27 protein-coding genes and 1 pseudogene are annotated in these 26,239 nt (G+C 70.7%); 24 read left to right on the top strand and 4 right to left on the bottom strand.

Annotated elements, in window-relative coordinates:
- Positions 1-52 precede the first annotated feature (52 nt).
- A complete protein-coding gene (locus tag NO345_RS09895; RefSeq protein WP_089731433.1) occupies positions 53-1,015 on the bottom strand; it encodes a transcription initiation factor IIB in 963 nt (320 codons plus the stop codon).
- A 175-nt stretch (positions 1,016-1,190) separates the two neighbouring features.
- Here NO345_RS09895 and rnhA point away from each other — a divergent pair, with 175 nt between their 5' ends.
- Both rnhA and NO345_RS09885 read left to right on the top strand, forming a co-directional pair.
- Positions 1,191-1,784, top strand: a complete 594-nt coding sequence (gene rnhA / locus NO345_RS09890) for a ribonuclease HI (protein ID WP_256298798.1) — start codon at positions 1,191-1,193, stop codon at positions 1,782-1,784.
- A gap of 51 nt (positions 1,785-1,835) precedes the next feature.
- Positions 1,836-2,399 (top strand): DUF7108 family protein, encoded by a 564-nt coding sequence (locus NO345_RS09885; protein WP_256298796.1) that lies wholly within the window; start codon positions 1,836-1,838, stop codon positions 2,397-2,399.
- Positions 2,400-2,436: 37 nt separating this feature from the next.
- Here NO345_RS09885 and NO345_RS09880 read toward each other — a convergent pair whose 3' ends face one another.
- Positions 2,437-2,787, bottom strand: a complete 351-nt coding sequence (locus NO345_RS09880) for a PadR family transcriptional regulator (protein WP_256298794.1) — start codon at positions 2,785-2,787, stop codon at positions 2,437-2,439.
- Positions 2,788-3,022: 235 nt separating this feature from the next.
- On the opposite strand from NO345_RS09880, the gene NO345_RS09875 reads away from it, so the two are divergent.
- From NO345_RS09875 to NO345_RS09865, 3 genes are all read left to right on the top strand, one after another.
- On the top strand, positions 3,023-3,556 hold the full coding sequence (locus NO345_RS09875; protein WP_256298792.1) for an inorganic diphosphatase: 534 nt from the start codon (positions 3,023-3,025) through the stop codon (positions 3,554-3,556).
- Positions 3,557-3,916: 360 nt separating this feature from the next.
- A complete protein-coding gene (locus NO345_RS09870) occupies positions 3,917-5,263 on the top strand; it encodes an alkaline phosphatase family protein (protein ID WP_256298790.1) in 1,347 nt (448 codons plus the stop codon).
- 44 nt (positions 5,264-5,307) lie between these two features.
- Complete coding sequence (locus tag NO345_RS09865; protein WP_256298788.1) at positions 5,308-5,757, top strand: SHOCT domain-containing protein; 450 nt, start codon at positions 5,308-5,310, stop codon at positions 5,755-5,757.
- Position 5,758: 1 nt separating this feature from the next.
- Here the strand turns inward: NO345_RS09865 and NO345_RS09860 are convergent, their stop codons facing one another.
- The gene (locus tag NO345_RS09860) at positions 5,759-6,832 is read right to left on the bottom strand and encodes a tubulin/FtsZ family protein (RefSeq protein WP_256298786.1); all 1,074 of its coding nucleotides are present in this window, start codon (positions 6,830-6,832) and stop codon (positions 5,759-5,761) included.
- Between the two features lie 75 nt (positions 6,833-6,907).
- On the opposite strand from NO345_RS09860, the gene NO345_RS09855 reads away from it, so the two are divergent.
- The 12 genes and pseudogenes from NO345_RS09855 to NO345_RS09805 all read left to right on the top strand — a co-directional run bounded on the left by NO345_RS09855 (position 6,908) and on the right by NO345_RS09805 (position 20,458).
- Positions 6,908-7,456: a DUF7310 family coiled-coil domain-containing protein gene (locus NO345_RS09855; RefSeq protein WP_256298784.1), complete on the top strand. Its 549-nt coding sequence runs from the start codon at positions 6,908-6,910 to the stop codon at positions 7,454-7,456.
- On the top strand, positions 7,456-7,908 hold the full coding sequence (locus NO345_RS09850) for a DUF7311 family protein (RefSeq protein WP_256298782.1): 453 nt from the start codon (positions 7,456-7,458) through the stop codon (positions 7,906-7,908). Before NO345_RS09855 ends, NO345_RS09850 begins: the two co-directional genes overlap by 1 nt.
- Before the next feature lie 25 nt (positions 7,909-7,933).
- A complete protein-coding gene (locus NO345_RS09845) occupies positions 7,934-9,859 on the top strand; it encodes an ATPase, T2SS/T4P/T4SS family (RefSeq protein WP_256298781.1) in 1,926 nt (641 codons plus the stop codon).
- Positions 9,856-11,607, top strand: coding sequence for a type II secretion system protein (locus NO345_RS09840; RefSeq protein WP_256298779.1), 1,752 nt, complete (start codon positions 9,856-9,858; stop codon positions 11,605-11,607). The genes NO345_RS09845 and NO345_RS09840 overlap by 4 nt, the downstream gene beginning before the upstream one ends.
- Positions 11,608-11,640: 33 nt before the next feature.
- Positions 11,641-12,117, top strand: a complete 477-nt coding sequence (locus NO345_RS09835; protein ID WP_256298777.1) for a DUF7283 family protein — start codon at positions 11,641-11,643, stop codon at positions 12,115-12,117.
- Entirely contained in the window at positions 12,095-12,487 is a 393-nt protein-coding gene (locus tag NO345_RS09830; RefSeq protein ID WP_256298776.1) for a DUF7285 family protein, read from the top strand. The genes NO345_RS09835 and NO345_RS09830 overlap by 23 nt, the downstream gene beginning before the upstream one ends.
- Positions 12,487-13,383, top strand: coding sequence for a DUF7284 family protein (locus NO345_RS09825; protein WP_256298774.1), 897 nt, complete (start codon positions 12,487-12,489; stop codon positions 13,381-13,383). The genes NO345_RS09830 and NO345_RS09825 overlap by 1 nt, the downstream gene beginning before the upstream one ends.
- Positions 13,371-16,418 (top strand): annotated as a pseudogene (locus tag NO345_RS19980) (DUF7286 family protein); the annotation flags it as partial. The gene NO345_RS09825 and the pseudogene NO345_RS19980, both read left to right, overlap by 13 nt.
- Positions 16,419-16,545: 127 nt before the next feature.
- Positions 16,546-16,977, top strand: coding sequence for a DUF5791 family protein (locus tag NO345_RS19975; protein ID WP_438266769.1), 432 nt, complete (start codon positions 16,546-16,548; stop codon positions 16,975-16,977).
- A gap of 73 nt (positions 16,978-17,050) precedes the next feature.
- A complete protein-coding gene (locus NO345_RS09815; protein WP_256298770.1) occupies positions 17,051-17,938 on the top strand; it encodes an SDR family oxidoreductase in 888 nt (295 codons plus the stop codon).
- Positions 17,939-17,984: 46 nt separating this feature from the next.
- Positions 17,985-19,145 carry a DHH family phosphoesterase gene (locus NO345_RS09810; RefSeq protein ID WP_256298768.1) on the top strand — a complete coding sequence of 387 codons (1,161 nt, stop codon included), beginning with the start codon at positions 17,985-17,987 and terminating at the stop codon, positions 19,143-19,145.
- Between the two features lie 224 nt (positions 19,146-19,369).
- Entirely contained in the window at positions 19,370-20,458 is a 1,089-nt protein-coding gene (locus NO345_RS09805) for an aldo/keto reductase (RefSeq protein ID WP_256298767.1), read from the top strand.
- On the opposite strand, the gene NO345_RS09800 is transcribed toward NO345_RS09805, so the two are convergent.
- Complete coding sequence (locus NO345_RS09800; RefSeq protein WP_256298737.1) at positions 20,459-20,626, bottom strand: HVO_0758 family zinc finger protein; 168 nt, start codon at positions 20,624-20,626, stop codon at positions 20,459-20,461.
- Positions 20,627-20,910: 284 nt separating this feature from the next.
- Between NO345_RS09800 and NO345_RS09795 the strand changes: the two genes are divergently transcribed.
- From NO345_RS09795 to NO345_RS09765, 7 genes are all read left to right on the top strand, one after another.
- Positions 20,911-22,086: an MFS transporter gene (locus NO345_RS09795; RefSeq protein WP_256299571.1), complete on the top strand. Its 1,176-nt coding sequence runs from the start codon at positions 20,911-20,913 to the stop codon at positions 22,084-22,086.
- 70 nt (positions 22,087-22,156) lie between these two features.
- Positions 22,157-23,254, top strand: coding sequence for a glycosyltransferase family protein (locus NO345_RS09790; RefSeq protein WP_256298736.1), 1,098 nt, complete (start codon positions 22,157-22,159; stop codon positions 23,252-23,254).
- A 30-nt stretch (positions 23,255-23,284) separates the two neighbouring features.
- Positions 23,285-23,746 (top strand): DUF7109 family protein, encoded by a 462-nt coding sequence (locus tag NO345_RS09785; RefSeq protein ID WP_256298734.1) that lies wholly within the window; start codon positions 23,285-23,287, stop codon positions 23,744-23,746.
- Positions 23,747-23,793: 47 nt separating this feature from the next.
- Positions 23,794-24,369 carry an NUDIX hydrolase gene (locus tag NO345_RS09780; protein WP_256298732.1) on the top strand — a complete coding sequence of 192 codons (576 nt, stop codon included), beginning with the start codon at positions 23,794-23,796 and terminating at the stop codon, positions 24,367-24,369.
- A 40-nt stretch (positions 24,370-24,409) separates the two neighbouring features.
- Positions 24,410-24,580, top strand: a complete 171-nt coding sequence (locus tag NO345_RS09775; protein ID WP_256298730.1) for a hypothetical protein — start codon at positions 24,410-24,412, stop codon at positions 24,578-24,580.
- A gap of 172 nt (positions 24,581-24,752) precedes the next feature.
- The gene (locus NO345_RS09770) at positions 24,753-25,535 is read left to right on the top strand and encodes a DUF7388 family protein (protein ID WP_256298729.1); all 783 of its coding nucleotides are present in this window, start codon (positions 24,753-24,755) and stop codon (positions 25,533-25,535) included.
- Positions 25,536-25,624: 89 nt separating this feature from the next.
- Positions 25,625-26,227, top strand: coding sequence for an RDD family protein (locus NO345_RS09765; protein WP_256298728.1), 603 nt, complete (start codon positions 25,625-25,627; stop codon positions 26,225-26,227).
- Positions 26,228-26,239: the final 12 nt, after the last annotated feature.

Genomic DNA, 26,239 nt, shown 5'->3' with positions numbered 1-26,239 from the left:
AGTCGGTACTGCAGGGGAGCGGGCGAAAGAACGGGTGGATGGTGTGTGGGCTCTAGCTGTGGATACCCATCGCTTCGATCTGCTCCTGGTAGCGGTTCCGGATGGTGACCTCCGTCACCTGCGCCACGTCGGCCACCTCGCGCTGTGTCTTCTTCTCGTTGCACAGCAGCGAGGCGGCGTAGATGGCGGCGGCGGCGTAGCCGGTCGGCGACTTGCCGGAGAGCAGACCCTTCTCCGCGGTCGTCTCGATTATCTCGTTGGCCTTGGTCTGTACCTCTTCGGAGAGTTCGAGTTCGGAGCAGAAACGGGGAACGTACTTCTTCGGGTCGACCGGCCGCATCTCCAGGCCGAGTTCCTGGGAGATGTATCGGTACGTGCGCCCGATCTCCTTGCGCTCGACCCGGGAGACCTCCGAGATCTCCTCGAGGCTGCGCGGGATCCCCTCCTTGCGGCAGGCCGCGTAGAGCGCGCTCGTCGCGACGCCCTCGATGGACCGGCCACGGATGAGGTCCTCCTTCAGGGCGCGGCGGTAGATGACCGAGGCGACCTCGCGGACCGAGCGTGGGACGCCCAGTGCGCTGGCCATGCGGTCGATCTCGCTGAGCGCGAACTGTAGATTGCGCTCGCCCGCGTCCTTGGTTCTGATGCGCTCCTGCCACTTGCGGAGCCGGTGCATCTGACTCCGCTTCTTCGAGGAGATAGAACGGCCGTACGCGTCCTTGTCTTTCCAGTCGATAGTCGTCGTCAGCCCCTTGTCGTGCATCGTCTGCGTTGTGGGGGCACCGACGCGAGACTTCTCCTGGCGCTCCTGGTGGTTGAACGCTCGCCACTCCGGACCGGGGTCGATCTTCTCCTCCTCGACGACGAGCCCGCAGTCGTCGCAGACGAGTTCGCCCCTGTCGGAACTCTTGACCAGGTTCTCGGAACTGCATTCGGGACACTCCCTGACTCCCTCCTGCTCGTCCGACGCCTCGGTCTCGGTTTCTCGCTCCCGCTGGCGGGTGGACCGTGTCATCGCACTTTTATAGTAGTATTTCGCACACACTTAAACCCTCGGTGGGAATCTGTCGGCTGTTACGGGGACACAACCACGTGGAAGGAAGACAACCGCACGACTGCGCGATGTAACTATTTCCGACACGAATTCGGAATCAGAACGGTTATACCCGAGGTTCGGTGACCTTCGGTCAATGCCGGCCATCGAGTGCGACGTCGAGGAGGCCCGCGCGGCGCTGGAAGCCGCCGGTGCGAGGGTAACCGAGGGGAACACCGAGCACGAACGCTGGCGCGCGGAGTACGGAGATGCGTCCGCGGTCGCGTACGACGGGAAGGTCGTCGTGCAGGGCGCACGTCCAGCCGACATCGAGGCGCTCCTCCGGGAGGGGAGCGGTCGGGCGCACTGCTACTTCGACGGCGCGTCGCGGGGGAACCCCGGGCCCGCCGCCATCGGCTGGGTCGTCGTCACGAGCGACGGCATCGTCGCCGAAGGTGGCGAGCGCATCGGGGACGCGACGAACAACCAGGCCGAGTACGAGGCGCTCCTGCGCGTACTCGAGGTGGCCGTCGACTACGGCTACGACGAGGTGGAGATCCGCGGCGACTCCGAACTCATCGTCAAGCAGGTGCGAGGGGAGTACAACGCGAACGACCCCACGATGCGGGAGAAGCGGGTCTCGGTCCACGAGCTCCTGTCGAACTTCGACTCGTGGACCATCAGCCACGTCCCCCGTGAGATTAACGAGCGTGCGGACGAACTGGCCAACGAGGCACTCGACGAGGCCTGAGAAGACGTGTCAATGTCAGGGAAAGATAACACTACGGTGGATGACACAGCGATGGACCAGAGCGGGAACGAGCTCCCAGAGCCGGTGGTGGACGAGGCCGAGCGCCTGTCCCGGCTCGCGCGTGAGGCAGTCGACGACGCCGAGGCGGAATCGTACCGCGACCGACGTGCCGACCTCGTCGACGAGTACGGCTACGCCGCGCGCGTCCGGAGCGAGGACGAGGCCACCCTGGTCTGCTATCCGCAGGACTGGCTCGAGGACGGCGTCGTCCAGATGGACCGCATCGAGGACACCTCACGCGCCGTGGAGGTGCCGCTCTCCGGCCCCGGCGACCCCGACGAGTGGCGCGCGGTGGACGAGCACAACCGCGAGCTCGTCGAACAGGTCCGCGAGGAGCACGGCGAGGTACACGCACGGAACGCGACGGCGTTCGCCGACTTCGCCGGGAACCACTACGCGAAGCCCGCCGAGTCGCTCACGGCGGGCGAGATGCGGGAGTTCCTCGAGGAGTACTACCCGCGCAACGCCTGGCCCAGCGAGGAACAGACCGCAGTGGTGGAGCAGTCGCTCGAACTCGTGTACGAGACGGCAGGAGAGCGGGTGCCCGGTCCGTAGTCCGCCTCCCGCGTCGTCAGCGACTGTCGCAGTTCCGTTACTCGAGGATGGCCCGGACGTCGTCCGCGCGCTCCTCGTCGGTCGCGATGTTCTCGAGCGTCCACTCGACCTGGTCCATGACGGCGTCGTAGCCGTCGTCGGTCAGCTCGTACTGGTTCGTGCGCTTGTCAAGCTCGCTCTTGTCGATGAGCCCGAGCCCGACCAGCTCGTCGAGGTTGGGGTACAGACGCCCGTGGTTGACCTCGGTGCCGTAGTACTCCTCCAGCTCCCGCTTGATCGCCAGCCCGTACATCGGTTCCTTGGCCAGGATCACGAGGATGTTGTGCTGGAACGCGGTGAGTTCGCGTGCAATGCCCTGCTTGCCGGTGACTGTTTGTGCCTCTGACATGGTTGCATAAATGTCATCGAGCTATTTAACACTTCTCAACTATTCGTTGTGTCCGCCGCTACTTACGTTTAATTGCATGAGGGAAAAAACCAGACGGTGACCAGTTCGGGCCGAGTCCGAGAACAGCCGATCTGAGGCCGAGACGGACACGCATACCCCACCCGGGCACGTGCGAACGTGCCGCATACGGCCGAGACGAAAGGACTTTGCCCCGGCCAGTCCCACGCCGGGACGTATGACGAACCTCTGGGAAGACCTCGAGACGGGTCCGAACCCGCCGGAAGAGATCTACGCGGTCGTCGAGTGCCTCAAGGGCGAGCGCAACAAGTACGAGTACGACAAGGACGTCCCCGGCGTCGTGCTCGACCGTGTGCTCCACAGCAACGTCCACTACCCCTCGGACTACGGCTTCATCCCGCAGTCGTACTACGACGACGAGGACCCCTTCGACGTGCTGGTGCTCGTCGAGGACCAGACGTTCCCCGGCTGCATCATCGAGGCCCGTCCCGTCGCTCTCATGAAGATGGACGACGACGGCGAGCAGGACGACAAGGTCATCGCGGTGCCGACCGAGGACCCGCGCTTCGACCACATCGAGGACCTGGAGGACATCCCACAGCAGCAACGCGACGAGATCGACGAGTTCTTCGCGACGTACAAGAACCTCGAGGAGGGCAAGGAAGTCGAGACGCTGGGCTGGGAGGACAAGGCGGCCGCGAAGGAGGCCATCGAGCACGCGATGGACCTCTACGAGGACGAGTTCCAGTAGCGCCGTCACGACCCACGACGCTCCGTTCTTCGCCGCGATCACACCTCCACACAGCGACGCGGCGCTCCCCGGATACGCACCGGTTATGCGAACCCACCCCACGATGAATTATGAGCATGGGTAATCTTATCCGGGTACCGTCCGTAGCACCACCTGTGATGGCGACCAACACCACGACTCCCACGACCGACAGCCGCGAGGACGACGACGACCGCCCGTCGGTCGGACTCTCCCACGTCACCGTCGTCCCGACGAACTTCGAGCGGCCGGAGCGGTAGCCGTTCTTGCCGCCATCGACGAGCGGCGGTGGCGCTGCCGGTGAAAAGAAGGTTCTTGTATCCATCTCCAGTACGGGAAGGTATGGGTCTGTTCGACAGGTTACGCGGTGACGACGCGCCACGCGTCGCCTTCTTCGGTATCGACGGTGTGCCGTACAGCCTCGTCACCGACAACGAGGACGTGTTCCCGAACCTCAACGAGATCGCCCGCGAGGGCAGTGCCGCGGCGATAGAGAGCATCGTGCCGCCGGAGTCCAGCGCGTGCTGGCCGTCGCTGACCACCGGCGTCAACCCGGGCGAGACGGGCGTCTACGGCTTCCAGGACCGAGAGACGGGCACCTACGACACGTACGTCCCGATGGGCGACGACGTGCAGGCGAAACGGCTCTGGGACCGCGTCCAGGAGGACGGCCGCGACGCCACCGTGCTGAACGTCCCCGTGACGTTCCCGCCCCAGCGCAACGTCCAGCGACAGGTGTCGGGCTTCCTCTCCGTCGACGACATGTCGAAGGCCGCACAGCCCGAGGAGCTGCAGCAGTACCTCGACTCCATCGACTACAACCTCGACGTGAACGCCAAGCTCGGCCACGACGAGGACAAGTCCGCGTTCATCGAGAACGCCCACGAGACGCTCGAGAAGCGCTTCGAGACGTTCGAGCACTACGTCGAAGAGGACGACTGGGACCTCTTCTTCGGCGTGTTCATGACGACCGACCGCGTGAACCACTTCCTGTTCGAGCACTACGAGCGCGACGGCGAGTACAGCGAGGAGTTCATCGAGTTCTACCGCAAGGTAGACGAGTACATCGGGAAGCTCCGTGACGCACTCCCCGACGACGTGACGATGATGGTCGCCTCGGACCACGGGTTCACCACCCTCGACCACGAGGTCCACCTCAACGAGTGGCTCCGTCGCGAGGGCTGGCTCTCCTTCGACACCGACGAGCCGAGCGAGCTCGGCGACATCAGCGACGACACCCGGGCGTACTCGTTCATCCCCGGCCGCGTCTACCTCAACCTCGAGGGCCGCGAACCCCGCGGCAGCGTCCCCGAGGAGGAGTCCGACGCCGTCCGCGACGAGCTCAAGGCCGAACTCGAGGCCCTGGAGGGGCCGAACGGCGAGCCGGTCGCCGAGCGCGTCGTCGAGAAGGAGCAGGCGTTCCGCGGCGACCACGACGCGATCGCGCCCGATCTCGTCGTCATCCCGAACCACGGCTTCGACCTCAAGGCCGGGTTCAAGGGCCACGACGACGTGTTCGGCAAGGAGGCGCGCAACGGGATGCACAGCTTCGACAACGCCGCGCTGTTCGTCGACGACCCCGACGTGAGTATCACCGACGCCGACCTCTACGACGTAACCCCGACCATCCTCGACCTGATGGACGTCGACTACGAGCGCACCGAGTTCGACGGCGGCTCGCTCGCCTGAGTCCTGTCGGAACGTTTTTGCGACGATTGCACCAACGTCAGGGCATGACACCGGGTGACGACGGGGACTCCCAGGGAAAGGCCTCCGCGATCACCTCGCTGCTCGTCCTGGGCGCGGGCCTGCTCGGTCTGTTTCTGGACGTGCCGAACTGGTGGCTCATCTTCGTCATCGGCTACGCCGTCGTCCTCCCCATCGTCGCCATCCTCTTCGACGAGGACGACGACGTGCTCGACGAGACGGACCGTCGGATGGACGACGCACTGAAGGGCCGGAGCGAGGGCAAGCTGCCCGACTCGAAGCGCGACGCGCTCGAGACGCTCCGTGAGCGCTACGCGCAGGGCGAACTCTCCGAGGAGCAGTTCGAGAACAAGCTCGAGAACCTGCTGGAGACGGAGACGCTGGAGGACGCCCGCGCCCGAATCGAACGGTCGTCGGCCGACGAGGAGGGTACCGACGACGACCGCGAGCTAGAACCCGAACGGGAGCGCGAGTAGCTCAGAACAGGTCGTCGAGCTGGTCGTTCTGGAAGTTCGCGGTGTGGTCGACCTGCTCCTGTTCCTGCTGTGCCTCCCGTGCGCGCTCCATGAACTCGTCGATGCGCGGGGAGCGCTCGACGCCGCCGAGCAGCACCAGCGCCGCGAGGCGGTCGGAGTCGAGCGGGAAGTCGCCACCCCGGACCTGGAGGCTGCCGGTCTGGTCCTCGACCCAGCTCCGTGCGCGCTCGACGCCCTTGCGCGGGATGGCGTCCGGACGGCCGGCGACGACGAGGAGGGCGGCGTCGGCCGTCACCGCGTCGGGGAGGCTCGTGCCCGTGAAGAGGGCCGAGCGCGTGATGCTCGTGACCGCGTTGATGTTGTCCTCGGCGTCCTCGCCGGCGGCGGCGCTGGCGTAGCCGACGCAGGCGATGCCGCCCTCGCGGAGCGTGTTGATGATCTCCGAGGAGTCGACGACCGACTCGCCGACGCCCTCGACGTTCTCGCCGGAGGCAAAGAGCAGCCCGATGCGCTGGGCGATGTTCCGGTTGATGGTGTCGAACGCGGCCTCGACGGACTCGCCGGCGTCGTGCCACGCATCGTTGTCGACGAGGATGGTCGAGTCGGCCTCCCGCACGACGGTCTTGAGCGAACGGCCGGCGTTGGCCTGGTACATCGACCCCTCGCCGCGTCCGGGGAGGATACCGAGTGCGTAGACGGGCACGTCGTAGACCCGCTTGAGCTCGCGGACGAGGACGGGTGCACCGCCGGAGCCGGTGCCGCCGCCGAGGCCGGCGACGACGAAGACCGCCTCCGCCTCCGCGGTTATCTTCCCGTCGAGGGCGTCCATCACCTCGACGGCGTCCTCCTGCATCACCTCGGCACCGAGCTCGTTGTCGCCACCGACGCCGTGGCCGCGCACGCGGTCCTGGCCGATGAGCTGTGTCTCGATATCGAGCGTCTGGAGGTCCGTCTCCGCCGTGTTCACGGCGAGTGCGCCGCGGACGGCGTCGAAGTCCATCTCGTAGTCGAACTCGGCCAGGGCCTGGGTGAGCTTCCCACCGGCCTGCCCGACACCAATCAGGACGACTTTCATGTCCCGAACGTCGAACGACGAGGGGGTAAACGTTCCGACCAATCGTTTTTGTTGGATGACGCGCCCAGAGCGGTCATGCCCGACACCCTCGAGGACAGGCTCCGCGCAGTCGAACGCGCGCTGGATGGGTCGACCGACCGCGCCGCGAGCGTGACGACGACGCCCGACGAACCGAACGCTGACCACCGGTCAGCCCGGCGACACGACGAGCGGGAGGGCGACCGCCTCGACGAGTTCGAATCGCGCCTCGACGACGCCGAGACGACGCTGTCCGAGGTCGAGGCCGCCGTCCAGGCGCTCCGTGGCTACGCCGGCAAGGTCCGGTCGGTCGACGAACGCGTCGAAGAGCGTGCCGACGCAGCCCTGGCCGCGGTCGAGACGCTGGAGGTCCGCGTCGACGAGCTCGAGACGGCTCCGACCCAGTCACGCGAACACCGTGAACCCAGTCACGACGGGCACTGCCCGCACTGCGACGACCAGCAGGACGACGACCGACCGACCACCGGACGACGCGACCGGACGCTCGACGCCGAGTGGCCGACATCCCCCGCGCCACGCTTCGAGAGCGAGGACGACACCGACGCGGACCCCGGGCTGCTCGCCCGGCTGCGTGACCTGCTGTGATGCGCGTCGTCCTCGCGGTCGCCGTCACGCTCGCGCTGTTCGCCGTGGCCGCCCCCGCCGCGGCGGACGCCCGCGAACACCGGAGCGACCGCGTCGTCGCGACCGACCTGACGGCTCTCGAACGCGCGGGGACGGCGCTACTCGGCCTCGAGGCCCCGACACCGTCGCCCGCGACCGGGCCGCGACGGTTCGTCACGCTGCGGGTCCCGGGCGAGAGCTTGACGACCGCCAGTGTCGACTGGGTCGCACTCGGGGGACGCCCCGACGTGGCGGACCGCGACCCACACGTCGTCGCCTACGCACTCGCTGGCGGCGACCCCCGGACCGTCGAACTCCCGTTCCGGCTCGTCACCGACGCCGATGGACCCCTCGTGCTCGAGGGGAGCGGCCGCTACGAGCTGCGCCTCACGCTCGCACTGGACGGTGTGCACGTCGACCGGGTCGAAGTTTAAACCGGAGCGGGCGGCCAGGGGCGGCATGGGACCACTCCGTTCGCTGCTGGGCGACGATGACGACGACCGCTGTGGCTGTCGCCCTCGGTTCGAGGACGACCGACTGCTGGTCGACGCGAGCGACTGTGACGGCCGTGGCGACCTCGCGACGGTACCGGACTGTCGGGCGACCGTCGTCGGGGCCCTCGCCTCGCGCGACGCCGACCGTGTCGTCTGTCGGGCCGAGGGTGTCGACCGCGCCTACGAGGACGACGCCGCGGCGCTGCTCGTCGCGGCCGGCCGGTTCGCCGAGACCGTCGCGCACCGCGACCCGACGCTTGCCGACCGTGCCGAGACGGACCCGCTCCGGGCGGCAGCGGACGCCGAGGCACGCACCGGACCGGTCGCGGACGCCGCCGCCGAGACGGGCCTCGCGCTCGCAGCGAAGCGCGCACGGAAGCTCGCGGCGGGTGGCGACGCGGACATCGGCCGGTACGAAGCCGTGCTCCGCCCGTACGTGGCTCCGTCGCTCGCCCGCGCCAGGGTCGCGGCGACGCCCCCACCGGGCGCGACGCTGCTGCGGGCTCGCGAGACGGACACCGACGCGGCGGTGCGCGAGTACGAGGACGCAGCGGGCCGACGGCGCTACCACGTCGAGCCGGTCGAGCACCGGCTGGACCCGGCGAGTCTGCGGACGCTCGACGCCGCCTACGAACGGCTCGCGTCGGGGACCGCGGACGGTGCCGTCGACGACGACGGTGCGGGCCGACGCGCGCCGGGCCGGGCCGTCCGTGCCGTCGCGGACGACGACGACCCGGTCGAGACGCTCTCGGCGGTCCTCCGGAAGCACACCCGCGGCTTCGGCGTGCTGACCGACTGCTTCGCCGACGACGCGGTCTCCGACGTGTTCGCCTCTGCACCGGTCACCGGGACCCCGCTCCGGGTGACCGCCGACGGACACACCATGCCGACGAACGTTCGCCTGACCGCCGACGGCGCGGCCGCACTCGCCTCCCGGTTCCGTCGCGAGAGCGGCCGTGCGTTCTCCAGGGCAAGCCCGACGCTCGACGCGACGGCGACGGTCGCGGGAGAGCAGATCCGCGTCGCCGGCGTCACCGAACCGGTCAGCGACGGCTACGGCTTCGCGTTCCGCCGCTCGGGCACCGAGGCCTGGACGCTCCCACGGCTCGTCGCCGTCGACTCCGTGACCCCCCGGGCCGCCGCCGTGCTCTCGCTCGCGGTCGAGCGAGCCGCCGCCACGCTGGTCGCCGGGACCCGCGGCGCGGGCAAGACGACCACGCTCGGCGCGCTGCTCTGGGAGCTCCCCGTCGAGACGAGGACCGTCGTCATCGAGGACACCCCCGAACTCCCGGTCGCGAGCCTCCAGAGCCACGGGCGGGACGTGCAGGCACTCCGAACGGCGACCGACGACGGGCCGAGCGTCGCCCCCGACGAGGCGCTCCGCACCGCGCTCCGGCTGGGCGAGGGTGCGCTCGTCGTCGGCGAGGTCCGCGGCGAGGAGGCACGCGTGCTCTACGAGGCGATGCGCGTCGGTGCGAGCGGGAGCGCGGTGCTTGGGACGATCCACGGCGACGGTGGTGCGGATGTGAAAGAGCGCGTCGTCTCGGATCTCGGTGTTCCCGTCTCCTCGTTCGCCGTCACGGACCTCGTCGTCACGCTCCGACCGCTCGACACGCCGGATGGGAGCGTTCGGCGCGTCTGCCGCATCGAGGAGGTCCGTACCGGTGGGGACGACGGTGTCTCCTTCGCGCCGCTGTTCGAACTCGACGGCCGCGAGCTGGAGCCGACCGGGCGCATCGACCGCGGCGAGAGCGAACTCGTGGTGGCCCTCGCCCGCCCCGGCGAGTCCTACGCCGACGTGCGCGAGGCGCTGGCCGACCGCGCCGAGAGCATCGCCTCGCTCGCCGGCGAGGTCGACGGCGACGTGCCCGAAGACGGTGGCTGGTCGTGACGTCCCGTCTCGCTATCGTGCTCTCGCTACTCGGCCGTGGGTACCCGTGGCCCGTCGATACGAGCGGCGAACTGGGGCGTGCGCTCGCCTTCGTCGGGGCCGAGGTCGACGCCGCGACGGTCGTCCGGGCCGGCTACGTGATGGGTGCGCTGGCCGCGTTCGCCGGCACCGCCGTCGCACTCGTCCTCTCGCTCTCCCCCACGACCGTGCCGCTCGTCGCCGCCGCGCTCGGGCTCGGCGTCACACACGCCGTCCACGTCGCTCCCGGCGCACTCGCGAGCGCCCGTCGGACCGCCGCACTCGGTGACGCACCCGACCTGGTCGGCCGAGCGGTCCTGCGGATGCACGTCGAACCCGCGGCCGAGCGCGCCGCCGCCTTCGCGGCCGAGACCGACGACGGGCCGCTGGCGCGGAGCCTCGCGGGCCACGTCCGCCGTGCTCGTGGCGCACCCGGGTCCGGACTCGGGTCCTTCGCCGACGAGTGGGGCGCGGAGTTCCCGGCGCTCCGCCGCGCCCTCCACCTCGTCGACGCGGCCGCCGACGCGCCGCCGGGCGAGCGCGGGCGCACCCTCGACCGGGCGATGACCGCCGTCACGCGGGGGACCCGCGACCGGATGGACGAGTTCGGCGCACGCATCCAGGGTCCTGCGACGGGCATCTACGCGTTCGGCGTGCTCCTGCCGCTCGCGCTCGTCGCCGTGCTCCCGGCCGCGCGGGTCGCCGGCGTCCCGGTCACCGTCGGCGTCCTGGTGCTCGTCTACGACGTGGCGCTCCCCTGTTGCCTGCTCGGGGCGAGTGCGTGGCTGTTCGCCCGCCGTCCGGTCGCGTTCCCACCACCGTCGGTGCCGCGTTCGCACCCCGACGTACCGGACCGGCCCTGGCGCGCGCTCGTTGGCGGGCTCGGTGCCGGCGTCGGCGGTGCGGCACTGGCTGGTATCGTCGCGCCGCCGTGGACCCCACCGCTGGTCGGCATCGCGATGGGTGCCGGCGTCGCGCTCCTCGTCCGCTACCGGCCCATCGCGTCGGTCCGGGACCACGCACGGGCCGTCGAGGCGGACCTCGTCGACGCGCTCTACCTCGTCGGCCGGCGCGTCTCGGAGGGTACAGCGGTCGAGTCGGCCGTCGAACGCGCCGCTGCGGAGGTCGAGGGCGAGACCGGCGAGACGTTCGCGACGGCGGCCAGCCGCCAGCGCCAGCTCCGCGTCGGCGTCGAGCGCGCGTTCCTCGGCGACCACGGCGCGCTCGCGGACGTGCCGAGCCCGCGGGCCAGGGGAACCGCGACGCTGCTCGGCCTCGCCAGCGAGGAGGGTGCGCCGGCCGGTCGCGCGCTCGTCTCCATGGCCGACCACCTCGCCGACCTGCAGGCGCTGGAGCGCGACTGTCGCACCGACCTCGCACGCGTGACCGGGACGCTGGCCAGCACGGCCACGACGTTCGGCCCGCTCGTCGCGGGCGCGACGGTCGCGCTGGCAGCTGGGATGGGGATCGACGGCAGCACCGGAGCGGCGGGTCTCGGCGGCGCGGGAGCCGGTGGCAGCGCGACAGGCGTCCCGCCGCTCCCGACGGCCGACCTCGGCATCGTCGTCGGCGTCTACGTCTGCCTGCTCGCGGTCGTCCTCACCGTCCTCTCGACCGGGCTCCGTCACGGCCTCGACCGCGCGCTCGTCGGGCTCCACGTCGGCCGCGCGCTCCCGACCGCGGTCTGTGTCTACGTCGGGAGCGTCGTCGCCGCGGGCGTGGTCGTCTGAGGGTTCAAGTACGGAGCCGCGGCCAGGGTCGGCATGTTCGACGCACCACCCGACGTCTGGTATACCTGGGTCGCCGTCGCGGTCGCCAGCGTCGCCGTCGCCGGCGTCGCGACCGACCTGCCGACCCGTCCCGCGCCCGACGCGTCGGCCGCCGCCGACACTGTCGACGCCGTCGCCGGCTCCAGCTACCCCAGCTCGGCCGAGCATCCGCTCGACGCTGACCGGGTCAGACTCCGCCCGCACCGACTCGCCCTCCGGACCGACGGCGAGACGAGCCACGCCACGTTCGCCTTCGGGCCGGTCGTCCCCGTCGGCGGCGACGACGCCCTCACTCGCGTCGCCCGAGGTGTGCCACCCGGACGAGCGTTCGACTCGCTGGCCGCCTTCCGCGAGGCCGTCGAGGCCGCCCGCGAGCGCGCCGCCGACGCCGACTGGCGGCCCGCCGACGACCAGCTCGTCGTCAGGCACCTCGAATGGGGTGAGCTGGATGTCACGCTGGTCGACGCGTAGGGCGCAGGTCGAGCCGACCGCCGCGCTCGTCGCCGTGTTCGCGGTCGCGGTCGGACTGACGCTGTACGCCGGCGCGCTCGACTCGCTGCCCGTCGCGGAGGACTCACGCCGGGTCGCGGAGCCGACGCTCTCGCGGGTCCACGAGTCGCTGACCGAGACCGGCGTCGCCGACCCTGCGGACCTGAACGAGGCGCTCGCGGCCGGCCCGGACGGCTACCACGTCGCGGTGACGCTTGCGGCCGACGGCGAACGGTGGCGTGCTGGCCCCGCAGCACCGCCGACTGCCGCGACCGCCGCACGTCCGGTGAGCGTCCGCGTCGCACCGGGCGTGGTCGTCTCGGGACGGCTCCACGTGGAGGTGTGGACGTGATGCTCCCCGACTCCGCCGGCGGCCGCGCAGTCAGCACCGTGCTCGACGTGGCGGTCTGCCTGCTCTTCGTCACCGCCGCCGTCGGAGTCCTCGCGACGGTCGACCGGCCCACCCCGGACGACTCGGACACCGCGGACCGCGCGGCCTCGCTGCTGGGCACGACGACCACGACGGTGCACTACGCCGCGACGGGACCGGACGGGGGAAGCGGCGGTCGAGCGGCGGTCGCCTGCCGAGTCGACGGCGGCTCCCGCCCCGACGACTGCCGGACCGCCCACGGCACTGTCGCCGACCTCCTCGCCCATGCCGCGGTCGCCGACGTGACTGCCGCCGCCGAGGGCTCCGGGTTCGAGCGCGGCGTCAGGAACGCGACACATCAGCGACTCGCCGGCATCCGGTCTTCGTGGCAGGTCGTCGTCACGTGGCGGGCGTATCCGGACGCGCCGCTCGCGGGCCGCCTGGTCGTCGGTGACGGCCCACCGCCTGGCGTCGACGTCCACACCGCGACGCTCCAGGTACCCGTGGCCGGAAACGGGGCGACTGAGGCAACCGGTGCCGACGAACCACGGACGGTCGACGCCGTCGCACGACAGGCCGCGAGCACGATGATCACCCGCCTGTTCCCGCCCGAACCGACGCGGCTGGCGCTCGTCGGGGAGGCATCGGCCGACCAGCGAACGGCCAGCCACTACCGCCGAACCGCGGCCGCACTCGGCGTCGGGCTCGACGGTGCCGTCGCGGACGGGTCGGTCAGACGGGCAAACAGTATCCTCACCGACGCGCTCGCCACACGGTACGCCCGCGACCTCGAGACGAGAACCGACGACCCGACCGCCGCCGCGGCGCTGGTCTCGGTCGAGACCGCGACGGTCACCGTCAGGACGTGGTCGGCGTGAGACTCGCGGACGACGAGCGAGCGCGGGTTCCGTTCGCCATCGTCGGTATCCTGTTGCTTGTCAGCAGCGCGACGCTCGCGGCGACGTTCGCCACGCGCCAACCGGGCGGTGCCGAGGCCGACGGCGACGTGGCGATGGAGCGCGCCGACGCCGCGGTGACGACCGCACTCCGGGCGGCGGTCCAGCGTGCGGCCCGGAACGCGGCCGCCGACCCGGTCGTCTCTCCGGCGAACACGACGTACGGCCGGGTGCTAAACGGGTCGCGGCCGTTCCGCGACGCGCTCGAACTCCGGGTGTACCTGCAGGCACGAGGAGCGCTCGCCGGCGTCGGTGCCCGTGCGGGCGACGCACGGGCGACGGCCGCCCTCCCGTCAATCGACGGCACGGCCGACGCGCGGGCGGCCATCGAGCGCGTCTCGCTCACCAGGACGGGGAACGGCACCGTGTCCGTGGCCATCTCGAACGTCTCAGTGACGCTCTGGCGGCACGACCGCGCCGTCGACCGGCGGACGGAGACGGTCCGCCTCACGAGTGCGACGCCGGTACTGGCCACCCACGACCGCGTGACCGAGTACGAGCGACGGCTGAACCGTGGCCCGACCGAGGGCCCGGGGCTCGGTCGCCAGTTCGCCTCACGGCTGTACGCCTGGACGTGGGCCCGCGGCTACGGACAGTTCGGCGGGCTCCCCGTCGACAACGTGCTCGGGAACCGCCACGTCTCACTGTCGGCCAACGAGGCGGCGCTGGCGACCCAGCGAGGCGTCTTCGGCGCGAGCGACGACGCGGGGCGACGGGCACTCGGGCGAGCACGCGCTCGGCTGCTGGCACAGGAGGCGCTCGACCAGGCTCCGGGCGAGACCGGCATCAGTCCGGGGCAGTGGACGGACCTCGTTCTGGGGGACATGGACGGGTCGTTCGCCAACGCGGACCCGAACGTGTCGGCGGTCCCCGAGACCGGCTCGCCACGGACGACGCACGACGACCCGGTGACAGTCGGCGTGAACGAGAGCGCGACCGACGCCTTCCGCCGGCTGCTCGACGGCGACGACGGTCCGACCGTCGAACAGGTCGTCCGACGGACCTACAGCGCCGAGGTCCTGGTACACGCGACGACGAGGCAGGTCGCCGCGGAGCCGGCGCTCCCCGCGGCCCCACCGGGACCGGGCTGGGAGCGACGCGGGAGCCACACAACCCGGGCTGTCACCGTCTCAACCGGCTCCGCGCCGGTCCCGTCCCGGCCGTCCGGAGCGACGCGGTTCCTGACGTTCGAGCGCGTCGTCACCGTCACAGAGACGACGACCACGGTCTGGGTCCGGGGCGCGAACCGCACCGAGACCGAGCGCACGGCGAACCGGACCGACCGCGTCGGCGTGGCGGTCGACGCGACGCCCGCGACACTCGCCCCGGGGCCCAAGGGCCACGTTCCGGGCGCGTTCCAGCCCGGTGGCGTGCTCGGCGGCGAGACCCCGTCCGACGTGCGCCAGCACGTGCGCTCGGTCGTCGACGACCGCGGTGGGCCGGACTCGGTGGCCACCGCCGCCATGACGGGGAGGCTCGACGAGACACCGACGGTCGTCCATGGAGCTCCGCCCGAGGACGCCGTGGACACCGCGTATCTGGCCGCCGCCGCGCTCCGCGACCGGACGCGGAACCGGTCGGTGACGACGACGCACGGTGACCTCGTGACCTCGGCGAGCCCCGCGACCTCGCTGGCGGACGGCATCGCCGCCGACCGGCCCGAACTCGTCTCGGCAGCCGACCCGTACCCGAGCGTCGCGGGGCGACTCCGGACCGCCGCCCGGGCCGCGTACCTCGACCAGCTCCAAGCCGAACTCGAGTCCCGTGCCGACGCGACCGACCGGACCCGGGACGGGATGGACGAGGTGCTCTCGGACCACGGCCACTCGCTCGCCGAAGCTGACGCGACGATGGACGCGAGCGCGAACGCGAATCTGCCGGGTGCACCCACGCTCGGCAGCGATGGCCCGGCGGGGCCGGTCTCGTTCGACGTCGCTGCCGGCCCGTCGTACCTCGTCACGAGCGAGCTGGACACCGACCGGCTCCGGGCGGTGCGCGAGGACGGGTTCGCACCGCTGACCGCGCGGAACGTGAACCTGTTCACCGTCCCGTACGGCGAGGCCGCCGACAGCGTGACACGTCAGGTCGACGAGGGAGCCAGCGGGGACAGCGTCGCGCTCGCGACGGGGAGCCCGGCACTGTCTGCGATGGAGCACGCGGGCCGCGTCGCCGAGAACGCGAGCGCACGGCAACGACGGGAGCGGCTCCGGACCGCGGTCGGCGAGTCGCTGGCGAGCGTCCGGGAGCAGGTCGCGGTCGACCTCGCGACAACGACGACGCTCGCCTATCCCGAGGCCGACGCCGCCGTCGCGGCGGCGTTGGGGCGGTACCCGACCGAGGCCGAGCGAGCGGAGGCGGTCGTGAACGGCTCGTTGGCACCACAGGTCGCCGGCGAGGCCGCGACCAGGCTGCCGCCGGACGGCGCTGTGACCGCCCGACAACGCGACGAACTGCAGGTCCGGGCGACGACTGCAGTCCGGGACGCGAGACAGTCCGAGGCCGCACGGCTCCCGCAGGGTCCGGTCGGGGACGCGAGCCGTTTCCTCCGCGACCGACAGCGTAGCCTCGTGGCCGCCGGGGCGCACTCGGCGCTTCAGGACGGTGTCGAGGGCTACCTAAACGGGAGCAGCGACGAGGAGGTGCCACACACGTTCACCGGCGTCCCGCTGGTGCCGCTTTACTCCTGGGTCGTCACGACGAACGTCTGGGTCGTCGACGTTCGCGGGACGTATCCGCGGTTCACCGTGCGAGCCGACCGAGGAACCCCAGGGGAACCGGGCGGGTTCGTCTACAGCCGCGATGGGTCCCCGGTCGCGTTCGACGTCGACGGTGACGGGGACCCGGAACGTGTCGGACACGCCGACCGCGTCTCCTTCGAGAACAGCGTCGCCGTCGTCGTGGCGGTCCCACCGGGCAAGCAGGGCGTGGGGGACAGGAACGGGGTCGCAGACGAGCACACCGGTGCCTGGCCGTGTCCGGGGGCCGAACGCTGGCCGGCGGCGACCGGCACCCCCGCGGGTACGGAGGCCGGGAACGCGTCCGATTGCAGCACTGACTTGTACGCGCCGGACCGAACGGACAGCCATGTTCCACGAACACCGGACCGACGTGTCGGGGCAGTCCCCGCCCGAGCTGGAATCGGAGTACGCCGCAGACCTCGCCGCCATCGTCGAGGCCCACGGCGTGGACGCAGTCGTCAAGGAGACCGGGCTCGACCGGCAGCTCGTCGAGACCGTCGCGAACGAGGAGCTCCCCGAGGAGCTGACCCTGGAGCAGGCCGCAGCGATCCAGGCGCTGGCCGACGGTGTCGCCGACGCCGACACGGTCCACGAGATGGCCTGCGAGCATCTCCTGCTCGGGATGACCACGGGCGTGCTCGACATCGACGCGGTGACGGCCGAGCTGCCGCTGAACCTGGAGGCGACGGAGGTTCAGCAGAAGATCGAGCGCCGCGCCCCGATGACGTTCCGGGAGTTCGTCTACATCCAGCACGTCATCGCGACGCACCAGCCGTAGTCAGACCGCGCGACGGTTGCCATCGCCGTCGAATCCCGGCATCCCTAACACCGTCTCCCTCCTACCACCGTCCATGCGCGTCGCGATCCTCGGCTGTGGCTACGTCGGCATCGAACTGGGACGACAGTTGACCGAGGTGGGGCACGACGCCGTCGGCGTCCGGCGCTCGACCGACGGGCTGGCGGCCATCGAGGCGGCCGGCTTCGAGGCCGTCGAGGCGGACATCACCGACGGCGAGAGCCTCGCGGCCGTCCCCGACGCGGACGCCATCGTCTTCGCCGCCAGCACCGGCGGGCGCGGTGCCGACGCCGCGCGCGAGATCTACATCGACGGGCTGCGGACCGTGCTCGACCACTTCGCCGCGCGGGAGTCGCCACCGGACCGGCTCGTCTACACCTCCAGTACGGGCGTCCACGGCGACCACGACGGCGACTGGGTCGACGAGTCGACACCGCTCGACCCGACGACGCCGAAGACCGAGGTGCTGGTCGAGGCCGAGGAGCTGGCGCTGGCGGCAGGCGAGACCCACGGCATCGACGGGACCGTCGCTCGGTTCGCTGGACTGTACGGTCCCGACCGCTACCGTCTGGAGCGGTACCTCTCCGGACCGGTCACGGAGGGCTACCTGAACATGGTCCACCGGGACGACGCCGCCGGTGCGGTCCGGTTCCTGCTGGAGGAGGACCTCGCACGCGGTGCCGTCGTGCAGGTCGTCGACGACGAGCCCGTCTCGAAGTGGGAGTTCGCGGACTGGTTGGCCGAGCAGTGCAGGGTGCCGGAGCCGCCGAAGCAGACCAAGGCGGAGCGACTGGCCGACCCCGACCTCTCCGAGGCGGCCAAGCGACGCATCCGCACGTCGAAACGCTGTTCGAACGACCGCCTCCGCGAGCTGGGATACGAGCCCCGATATCCGACGTTCCGGGCCGGCTATCGTGCCGCTGTCGACGGGTATCGCGCGTAGTGACCGAGTGGGAACCTTCTTACTCGTCCGATGTGAGACGTGGGGTATGGGGTTCGCTGTCACCCCGGCCGCCATTCGCGCCGCCAACGCCGTCGACGCAGCCACCAACGATCCGATGATGGCTGCCGGTGTGTTGCTCGCGGTGGTCCTGGGGGCCGGAGCGGGGCTGGTCGGCGTCCAGCGGCTTCGTCGGTCACCCGGCGAACGGTTCGTCCGCGCCGTCGGGGGTGTCGACGAGGTGTCGGTACTGCTGCATCCGAACCCGGACCCGGACGCGATGGCCGCCGGGATGGCGGCCGCCGACCTCTGTGAACACGCGGGGGCCGACGCCACCCTCCAGTACCCGGGCGAGATACGCCACCAGGAGAACCGGGCGTTCCGGACCGTCCTCGACCTCGACCTCGAACAGATCGAGACCGCCGGGGACCTCGCGTCGGACACGGTCGTCCTCGTGGACCACAACACCGCCCGCGGGTTCCAGGGTGCCCAGAGCGTCGAGCCGTACGCGGTCGTGGACCACCACCCCGGCAACGGAACCGGCACCGACCACACCGACATCCGGACCGACTACGGCGCGTGTGCGACCATCTTCGCGGAGTACTACGAGGAGCTCGACGCCAGCCACGGCAACGGCGACGAGGGCCTCGCACTCGAGTCCAAGACCGCCACCGGGCTCGTCTACGGCATCCTCTCCGACACGAGCGACCTGACGAAGGGCTGTTCGGCGGCCGAGTTCGACGCCAGCGCGTACCTCTACCCGGCCGTCAACGAGGACCTGCTCGACCGCATCGCCAACCCGCAGGTCCCCGACGAGGTGCTCAAGACGAAGGCGAAGGCCATCGTCGAGAAGGACGTCGACGGCCCCTTCGCCGTCTGCGACCTCGGGGCCATCCCGAACGTCGACGCCATCCCGCAGGCCGCCGACGAGCTGATGCACCTCGAAGGCGTCAGCGCCGTCGTCGTCTTCGGCGAGCAGGACGGCACCGTCCACATGTCCGGCCGGTCGCGCGACGACCGCATCCACATGGGCGAGGCCCTGCGCTCCGTCGTCGCCGACATCCCGATGGCCGACGCCGGCGGCCACGCCCGCATGGGTGGCGGCCAGCTCTCGAAGGAGCACATGGAGGGGCTCGGCCCCTCCGACGGCGTCTCGCGCGACGACTTCAAGCAGCGGCTGTTCGACGCGCTGGCAGGTGCGAGGGGATAGCTGGCTGGTTTTCGACGGGACGACGAATTTCCACTTCCCACCACTGGCGAGCGTGCCGAGCCCTGTGGGGTCTCCGCGAGCCATCCCGCGCGGGGGGCGAGGTGCAGCCGTCGAGACGCTCGGGGCTTCCGGGACCATCCTGGCTACGGTACCTGATCGGACTCCGGAAACGACGTTCGAAACCGAGCGCGCTCCTTTTCACGACCACCCCACTACACCCACCCATGGTCACCAGCAATGCCTCGTGGGCGTACCGGGACGAGTTCCACGACGCGTTCGCGCGGACGTTCTACCGGCGGTTCGGCGACGGTCTGGTCTCGAGCATCGGCGTCGGGACGTACCTCGGCGACCCGACGGACGAGGTGGACGAGCGGTACTACGACGCCATCCGGGAGGCGCTGGCGACGGGCGCGAACGTCGTCGACACCGCCATCAACTACCGGTGTCAGCGCTCGGAGCGTGTCGTGGGACGAGCCCTCGCCGACGCCGACGTGGATCGCGACGCCGTCCTGGTCTCGACGAAGGGCGGGTTCGTGCCGTTCGACGGCTCGCGACCCGACAGCCCCGGCGCGTACATCCAGTCCGAGTACGTCGACACGGGCATCGTCGACCCGGACGAGCTCGTTCGGGGGAGCCACTGCATGGCACCCGACTACCTCGACGACCAGCTGGACCGGTCGCTGGCGAACCTGGACCTCGACACCATCGACCTCTACTACGTCCACAACCCGGAGACCCAGCTGGCCGAGCACGACCGCGAGACGGTGTACGACCGACTGGAGGTGGCGTTCGAGCGGCTGGAGGAGCGGGCGGCGACGGACGACATCGACCACTACGGCGTGGCGACGTGGGAGTGCTTCCGGGTGCCACAGGACCACGAGTCGTACCTCTCGCTGGCGGAGGTCGTCGGCCGTGCGCGGGCGGCGGCGGAGTCGGCGGGCAACGCGGCGACGCACTTCCGGGCGATCCAGCTCCCGTTCAACGTCCACATGGCCGATGCGTTCACGGTGGAGGCACAGCCGTCGGCGGACGGGCCGGTGAGCACGCTCCGGCTCGCCCACGAGGCCGACCTCGACGTGTTCACGAGTGCCTCCATCCTGCAGGGCGACCTCGCCGACGGGCTGCCCGAGGACGTCGACGCACGCGTCGCTGGCGAGACGGCGGTACAGCGCGCGATAAACTTCGCTCGGTCGGCACCGGGGGTGACCTGCTCGCTGGTCGGCGCGAGTCGGACCGAGCACGTCGCCGAGAACGTCGACGCGGGACGGTTCGAGCCGCTGGGTGCGGACGCCTTCGACGCGACCTTCGAGTGACTAGATCTCCTTCCACTCACCACCGCAGTCGGGACAGACCCGGACGGTACCGATCTCGTCGGGGTCGTTCTTCGTCTTGAGCGTCTTCCCGCACTCGGCGCAGTTCAGTCGCTCGTACGTGTCCTTCTCCAGCGTGCCGTCCCTGAGCGCCTTCCTGACCGATTTCATGTGGCGTCGCTACGAGGGGCGGCGGGAAAAAGACCCGGGTGTCGATCCGGGATACCGCCGGCAAGAGGCGGGGTGCCTCCGGAGTGACAGGTTCGGCGAGTGTCGATGGCTACCACCGGCGACACGCGTCTGTCCCGACGCCGACCGAGCGACTGGCAATTCTGTTTCGGTTCGAAAGGTTTGAACGCACCCCGGGAGTAACACGGTTCGTGACGGAACAGCCACGGAACGAGTCCGAGCACCGCCGAGACGGCCGTCTCGGCGTGTTCGGCTCGCTCTGTACGATGGTGTTCCTCGTGAACTTCGCGCGGGTCGTCTTCGCGCCGTTGCTGGACCCGTTCCGGCTCCAGTTCGGTATCGGAACCGAGGGCGCGGTCGGACTCATCGCGACGCTGGCGTGGGTCGGCAGCGCGCTCCCGCGCATCCCGACGGGCTACGTGCTGACCCGCGTCCCTCGCCACCGCGTCGTCGGGTGGACCGGACTCGTCCTGACCGTCTCGGCGGCGTTCACCGCCGCGGCGACCTCGCTGACGATGGTGTACGTCGGCGCGCTCTGCATGGGCCTCGCCAGCGGCGCGTACTTCATCGCGGCGAACCCGCTCGTCAGCGAGCTGTTCCCCCGGCGGGTCGGCCGCGCCATCGGCGTCCACGGGATGTCGAGCCAGCTCGCGGCGGTCGCCGCGCCGTCGTTCGTCGGGCTGGTGCTCGTCCGGGATACCTGGTGGGTGCCGATGCTCGGCAGCACGGAGGCGTGGCGGGTCGTCTTCGTCGCCATCGCGGCGGTGACCGCGGTCACGACGGCCGTCTTCTACGTCGTCGCGCGCCGGACGACGATGCCGGTGGCGGGCACGGAGGACCGCGACCTGCTCTCGGCGCTCCGGCGGCAGTGGAAGATCATCCTCACCGGGCTGGCCATCCTCGGCGCGACCGGGTTCGTCTGGAACGGCGTGTTCAACTTCTACGTGCGCTACATGACCGTCTCGAAGGGCCTGACTGCGGGTCAGGGCCGCACGCTGCTGACGCTCGTCTTCCTCGCGGGCGTGCCGGCGTTCCTGTTCACCGGCGACCTCGCGGACCGGATCCCCCACGTGCCGCTGCTGCTCGCGCTGCTCGGGGGCTTCGTCGCCTCGCTGCTCGGACTCACGCTCGTCGGCGGGTTCCTCCCGCTCGTCGGGGTGACGCTCGTGCTCGGCTACATCGTCCACAGCACGTTCCCCGCGATGGACACGTTCATGCTCGATTCGCTGCCCGACGAGAACCGGGCGTCGGCGTACGCGCTCTACTCCGGCTCGATGATGCTCGTGCAGGCGACCGGCAGCGTCGCGGTCGGGCTGCTCGTCGACGCCGGCGTGGAGTACGACGCCGCGTTCCAGGGGTTCGCGGCGGTGCTCGTGCTGGTGCTGGCCGGACTCGTCGGCCTGTACCTGCTCGACCGGCTCCCGTCGGGTGCGGAGACCTGACGAGGCGCGACCCCGGAAACCCGTTCCCCAGTCGGGGCCGTTTTAGGACTGTGGTCCCGACCGTCGAGTGATGGAGTACGTCCAGGAGCGGGTCGCCACGCTGCACGACCTCACCGACCCGACGCCGGACGCGCCGACCGACCGCGCGGCCGTCGTCGTCCCGATGACCGAACGGGAGTACGCCGGCCTCGCCGCGGAGCGGGTGCTGACGACGCTCGCCGCGGTCGACCCCGCCGCGGTCGTCGTGCCGCTGCGCGCCCCGGCCGAGCGCGTGCCGGACTTCCACGCGTGGCTCGACTCGTTCGACCTCGACGTGGAGCTGCTGTGGTGCTCGGCCGACCGCGTCACCGAGCTGCTGGCCGAACACGGCCTCGACAACGGCTTCGGGAAGGGCCGGGACGTGTGGCTCGCGCTGGGGGTGGCGGCGGAGGCGGCCGACTACGTCGTCGTCCACGACGCGGACGCGAAGACCTACTCCGAGCGCCACGTCCCCCGACTGCTCGCCCCCGTCGCCGGGGAGTTCGAGTTCTCGAAGGGCTACTACGCCCGCGTCGAGAACAACCAGCTCTACGGCCGGCTGTTCCGACTGTTCTTCACGCCGCTGGTGCGCGCGCTCGACGACGAACACGACCACCCGTTCCTCGACTACCTCGACGCCTTCCGCTACGCGCTCGCCGGCGAGTTCGCCATGACCGCCGACCTCGCCCGGACCGTCCGCGCCCAGCGCGCCTTCGGGCTGGAGGTCGGGATGCTCTCTGACGCGTACGAGTACGCCGGTTTCGCTGGCACCGCACAGGTCGACCTCGGCCGGCACGAGCACGACCACCGCTCGGTGTCGGGGCCGACGGGGCTCTCGGACATGGCCGACCAGGTCGGACAGGCGCTGTTCAACGCGCTCGGCGACCACGGACTCGACCCCGACTTCGGGACGCTGCCCGACCGCTACCGCACGGCCGCCGACACCCTCGTCCGGCAGTACGCCGCCGACGCACGGTTCAACGGCCTCGACTACGACGTGGCGGGCGAGCGCGAGCAGGTCGACGCCTACGCCGGCTCGGTCCGCCCGCCCCGGACCGACACCCGGCTCCCCGCCTGGGACGACGTGGCGTTCTCGCCGGGGGACGTCGCCGCGGCCGCCCGCGCCGCCAGCGACGAACTGGTCGAATGAGTCTTTACCCCCTCGCCCGTGGCACCCCACATGCGCCTGAGTGAGGACGAACTCGCCGGCGTCGTGGACACCTTCGGCGGCCTGACCCGCGCGGAACTCGAGCAGGCCGTCGAGGAGGTCGCCTTTCGCGCCGGTGCGGACGTCGACGCCGAGACGGTCGACGGGTGGGTGACCGACGCCGTCGACGCCTACCACCTCGTCGCCTACGACGATGGCGAGCGCACGCTGTACGTCGCCGGCCCGCGGTCGTTCCCCGAGGAGCCACCCCACGGTGAGGACCTCCCGCACATCATGGACGTCGAACCCCGGAGCGTCGACCGCGCCGACCTCGGTGCCCAGGTCCACGACCGGCTGGCCGACGAGGCCACGGCGGCACTCGCCGGCGGGAACGAGGAGCGCGCCCACGAACTGCTCGACGTGACCTACGACCTCGAGGCGTGGGCCCCCGTCGACTGCACCGACGTGCGGAGCCGGCTCGACGCCCGCCTCTGAGAACGAGAGAGTGAACGCTTTAGGGCCGGGGACCGTAGCCGGTGGCGATGGACCTGCGTCGTGTCGCCGAGTTCACGCCCCGTTCCGTCGACGACGAGCCGCGGGACGCCGGCGTGCTCATCCCGGTCGTCGAGCGCGACGGCCGACTGTTCCTCATCTTCACGAAGCGCTCGGAGGACCTCGGCAAGCACGCCGGGCAGATGAGCTTCCCCGGCGGCGGCTACGAGCCCGGCGACGCCGACATCGAGGAGACCGCGCTCCGCGAGGCGTACGAGGAGATCGGGCTGCTCCCCGGGGAAGTCGAGCTCGTCGGCCGGCTCGACGACATCCGTACCATCACGGAGTACGCCGTCACGCCCTTCGTCGGACGCGTCCCCGACCGCGAGTACCACCCCGACGAGCGCGAGGTCGCGGAGGTCGCCATGCTCGCCGTCGACGCGCTGATCGACCACGAGAACTACCGGTACGAGCGCCGCGACCACCCGTACTACGGCGACATCGTCATCCACTACTTCACCGTCGACGGCTTCACCGTCTGGGGCGCGACCGCCCGTATCCTCGTCCAGCTGCTCGAGCTGACGACGGACTGGCGCGCGCCCGAACGCATCGACCGGCGGGTGTGACCCCGGGGGACTCTTGTCGCCTGCGACCGTACCGCGACACATGTCGACACCGTGTGTGTACTGCGATAGCCCCGTCGAGCACCACGACCCGGTGTACGTCCGGGAGGACGAGGGGGCCGAGCTGGCGTTCTGCAACTACGCCTGTCTCGCCACCTACATCGACGACGAGGGACTGACGACCGGGAACTGCTGTGAGTGGTCTCCCGCCTGACCCGGCGCCGCCGGCGATCCGGCACCCGGCAGGTCTTCGCAGTCTCCGACACGTTTATCCCGCGTCGAGACATGGAGACGAGTACATGGTCCACAAGACGATGGGTCGCGTTCCATTCGACCGATAGCCTACTTCTCCTGAGCCGTATCGCCGTCGTCCGAGGTGGTCGCCGATGTTGACCAGCGGCGCGACCGTCGCCCGTACGGGGCTCGACGGCATCGCTCTCAAGCCCGCCGAGGTCGACGTCGCCGACGCGGTCCACCTCGACGCCGACCTGCTCGTGGTCGACTACGAGGGTCGCGAACACCTGCCGGACGCGTACGTCCTGCGCGAACTCGCCGACGAGACCGCGGTCCGGGTGACGACGCCCGTGCGCGCAGACGGGTTCGACCCCCTCGGCGACGACTCGCTGGCGCACGAGCTGCCCGACGGCGTCGGGCGCGTGCTGGTCGCCGGCCACGGCGCGTACCTGACCGAGCGCGAGGCCGGCCGCGCCATCGCACCCCGGCTCGGGGCCGCCCGGCAGGTCGCGAGCGACGCCTGGGTCGGCACGGAGGGGGTCGAGCGCGTCGCCCTCGCCGCGGGCGGCACGCAGTTCGACCTGCTCTCGCGGTCGACCGACCGCGACCTGCAGTCGTTGCGTGCGGCGGGCTACGAGGGCGAGATCGCCGTCTACGCGCCCACCGTACTCGCGTCCGACGACGACGCGATCCTCGACGCCGTCGGCGACTTCGTCGGCCGGCGGGGGAGCGTCGCCCGCGCCCTCCCCGACGGTGCCGCGACGGACGCCTCGGCGACCGGCCGGGCCCGCGAGGTGCTGCTGAAGGCGAGCCGCGACTTCGCGCTCGTCGGCGACGCCGGGACGGTGCGCGACCGGGTCGCCGAACTCCACGACCTCGGCGCGGACCACGTCGTCGGCTACCCGGCCCGTGGGCTGGACGAGTTCCTCGGCTGAGCGGTCCGCCGTTCATCCGTCCAGTCAGCGACCGCGCGTCCCCGACGGTCATACGAACGTATAAATAGGTGTAATTTAATCTCGGGAGCATGGAAATAGCAGCGAAGGCGGACGACGCGATCCCGAACCGAGTCATGGCGTTCGGCGTCGACTGGGTGATACTGTCGCTCCTCTCGGCGGTGATCTGGTTCCTCTTCTGGATGGTCCGGGCGGTCCTGGCCATCGGTGGTGCCGCGTCGGACGGCTCCGTGGGCACCGGCCTCGGTGTCCTCGCCATCCTCCTCGCGCTCGTACAGTGGGCGCTCATCGGCGTGGCGCTGCTGGCGTACTTCACACTCCTGCAGACGCGTTCCGGTCAGACACTCGGGATGAACCTCCTCGACGTGAAAGTCGTCGCCGCCGACGGCTCGCCCGTCACGAGAAAGCAGGCACTCGTCCGGAACGCGGTGCTGATCGCGCCCCTCCCGCTCATGGCAGTCGTCAGTGTCTTCGTCCCCGTCATCGGGTTCCCCCTCGCGTTCGCGATGATGGTCGGCTGGCTCCTCGTCGAACTCGGTGCGATGTTCGTCCTCGGAGACGGCCAGCGCATCGGGGACAGGTTGGCGGACACGTTCGTCGTCGAGGAGGCTGACCTCGTGACCGAGGAAGTGACGGGGACGCCGAACGAGGCGACCCAGCCGGGCGACGCCTGAGCCCGACCGGGT

It is taken from the genome of Haloarchaeobius salinus, from assembly GCF_024464185.1.
GTDB lineage: Archaea > Halobacteriota > Halobacteria > Halobacteriales > Natrialbaceae > Haloarchaeobius > Haloarchaeobius salinus.
This window is presented reverse-complemented; position numbering and strand designations above follow the sequence as displayed.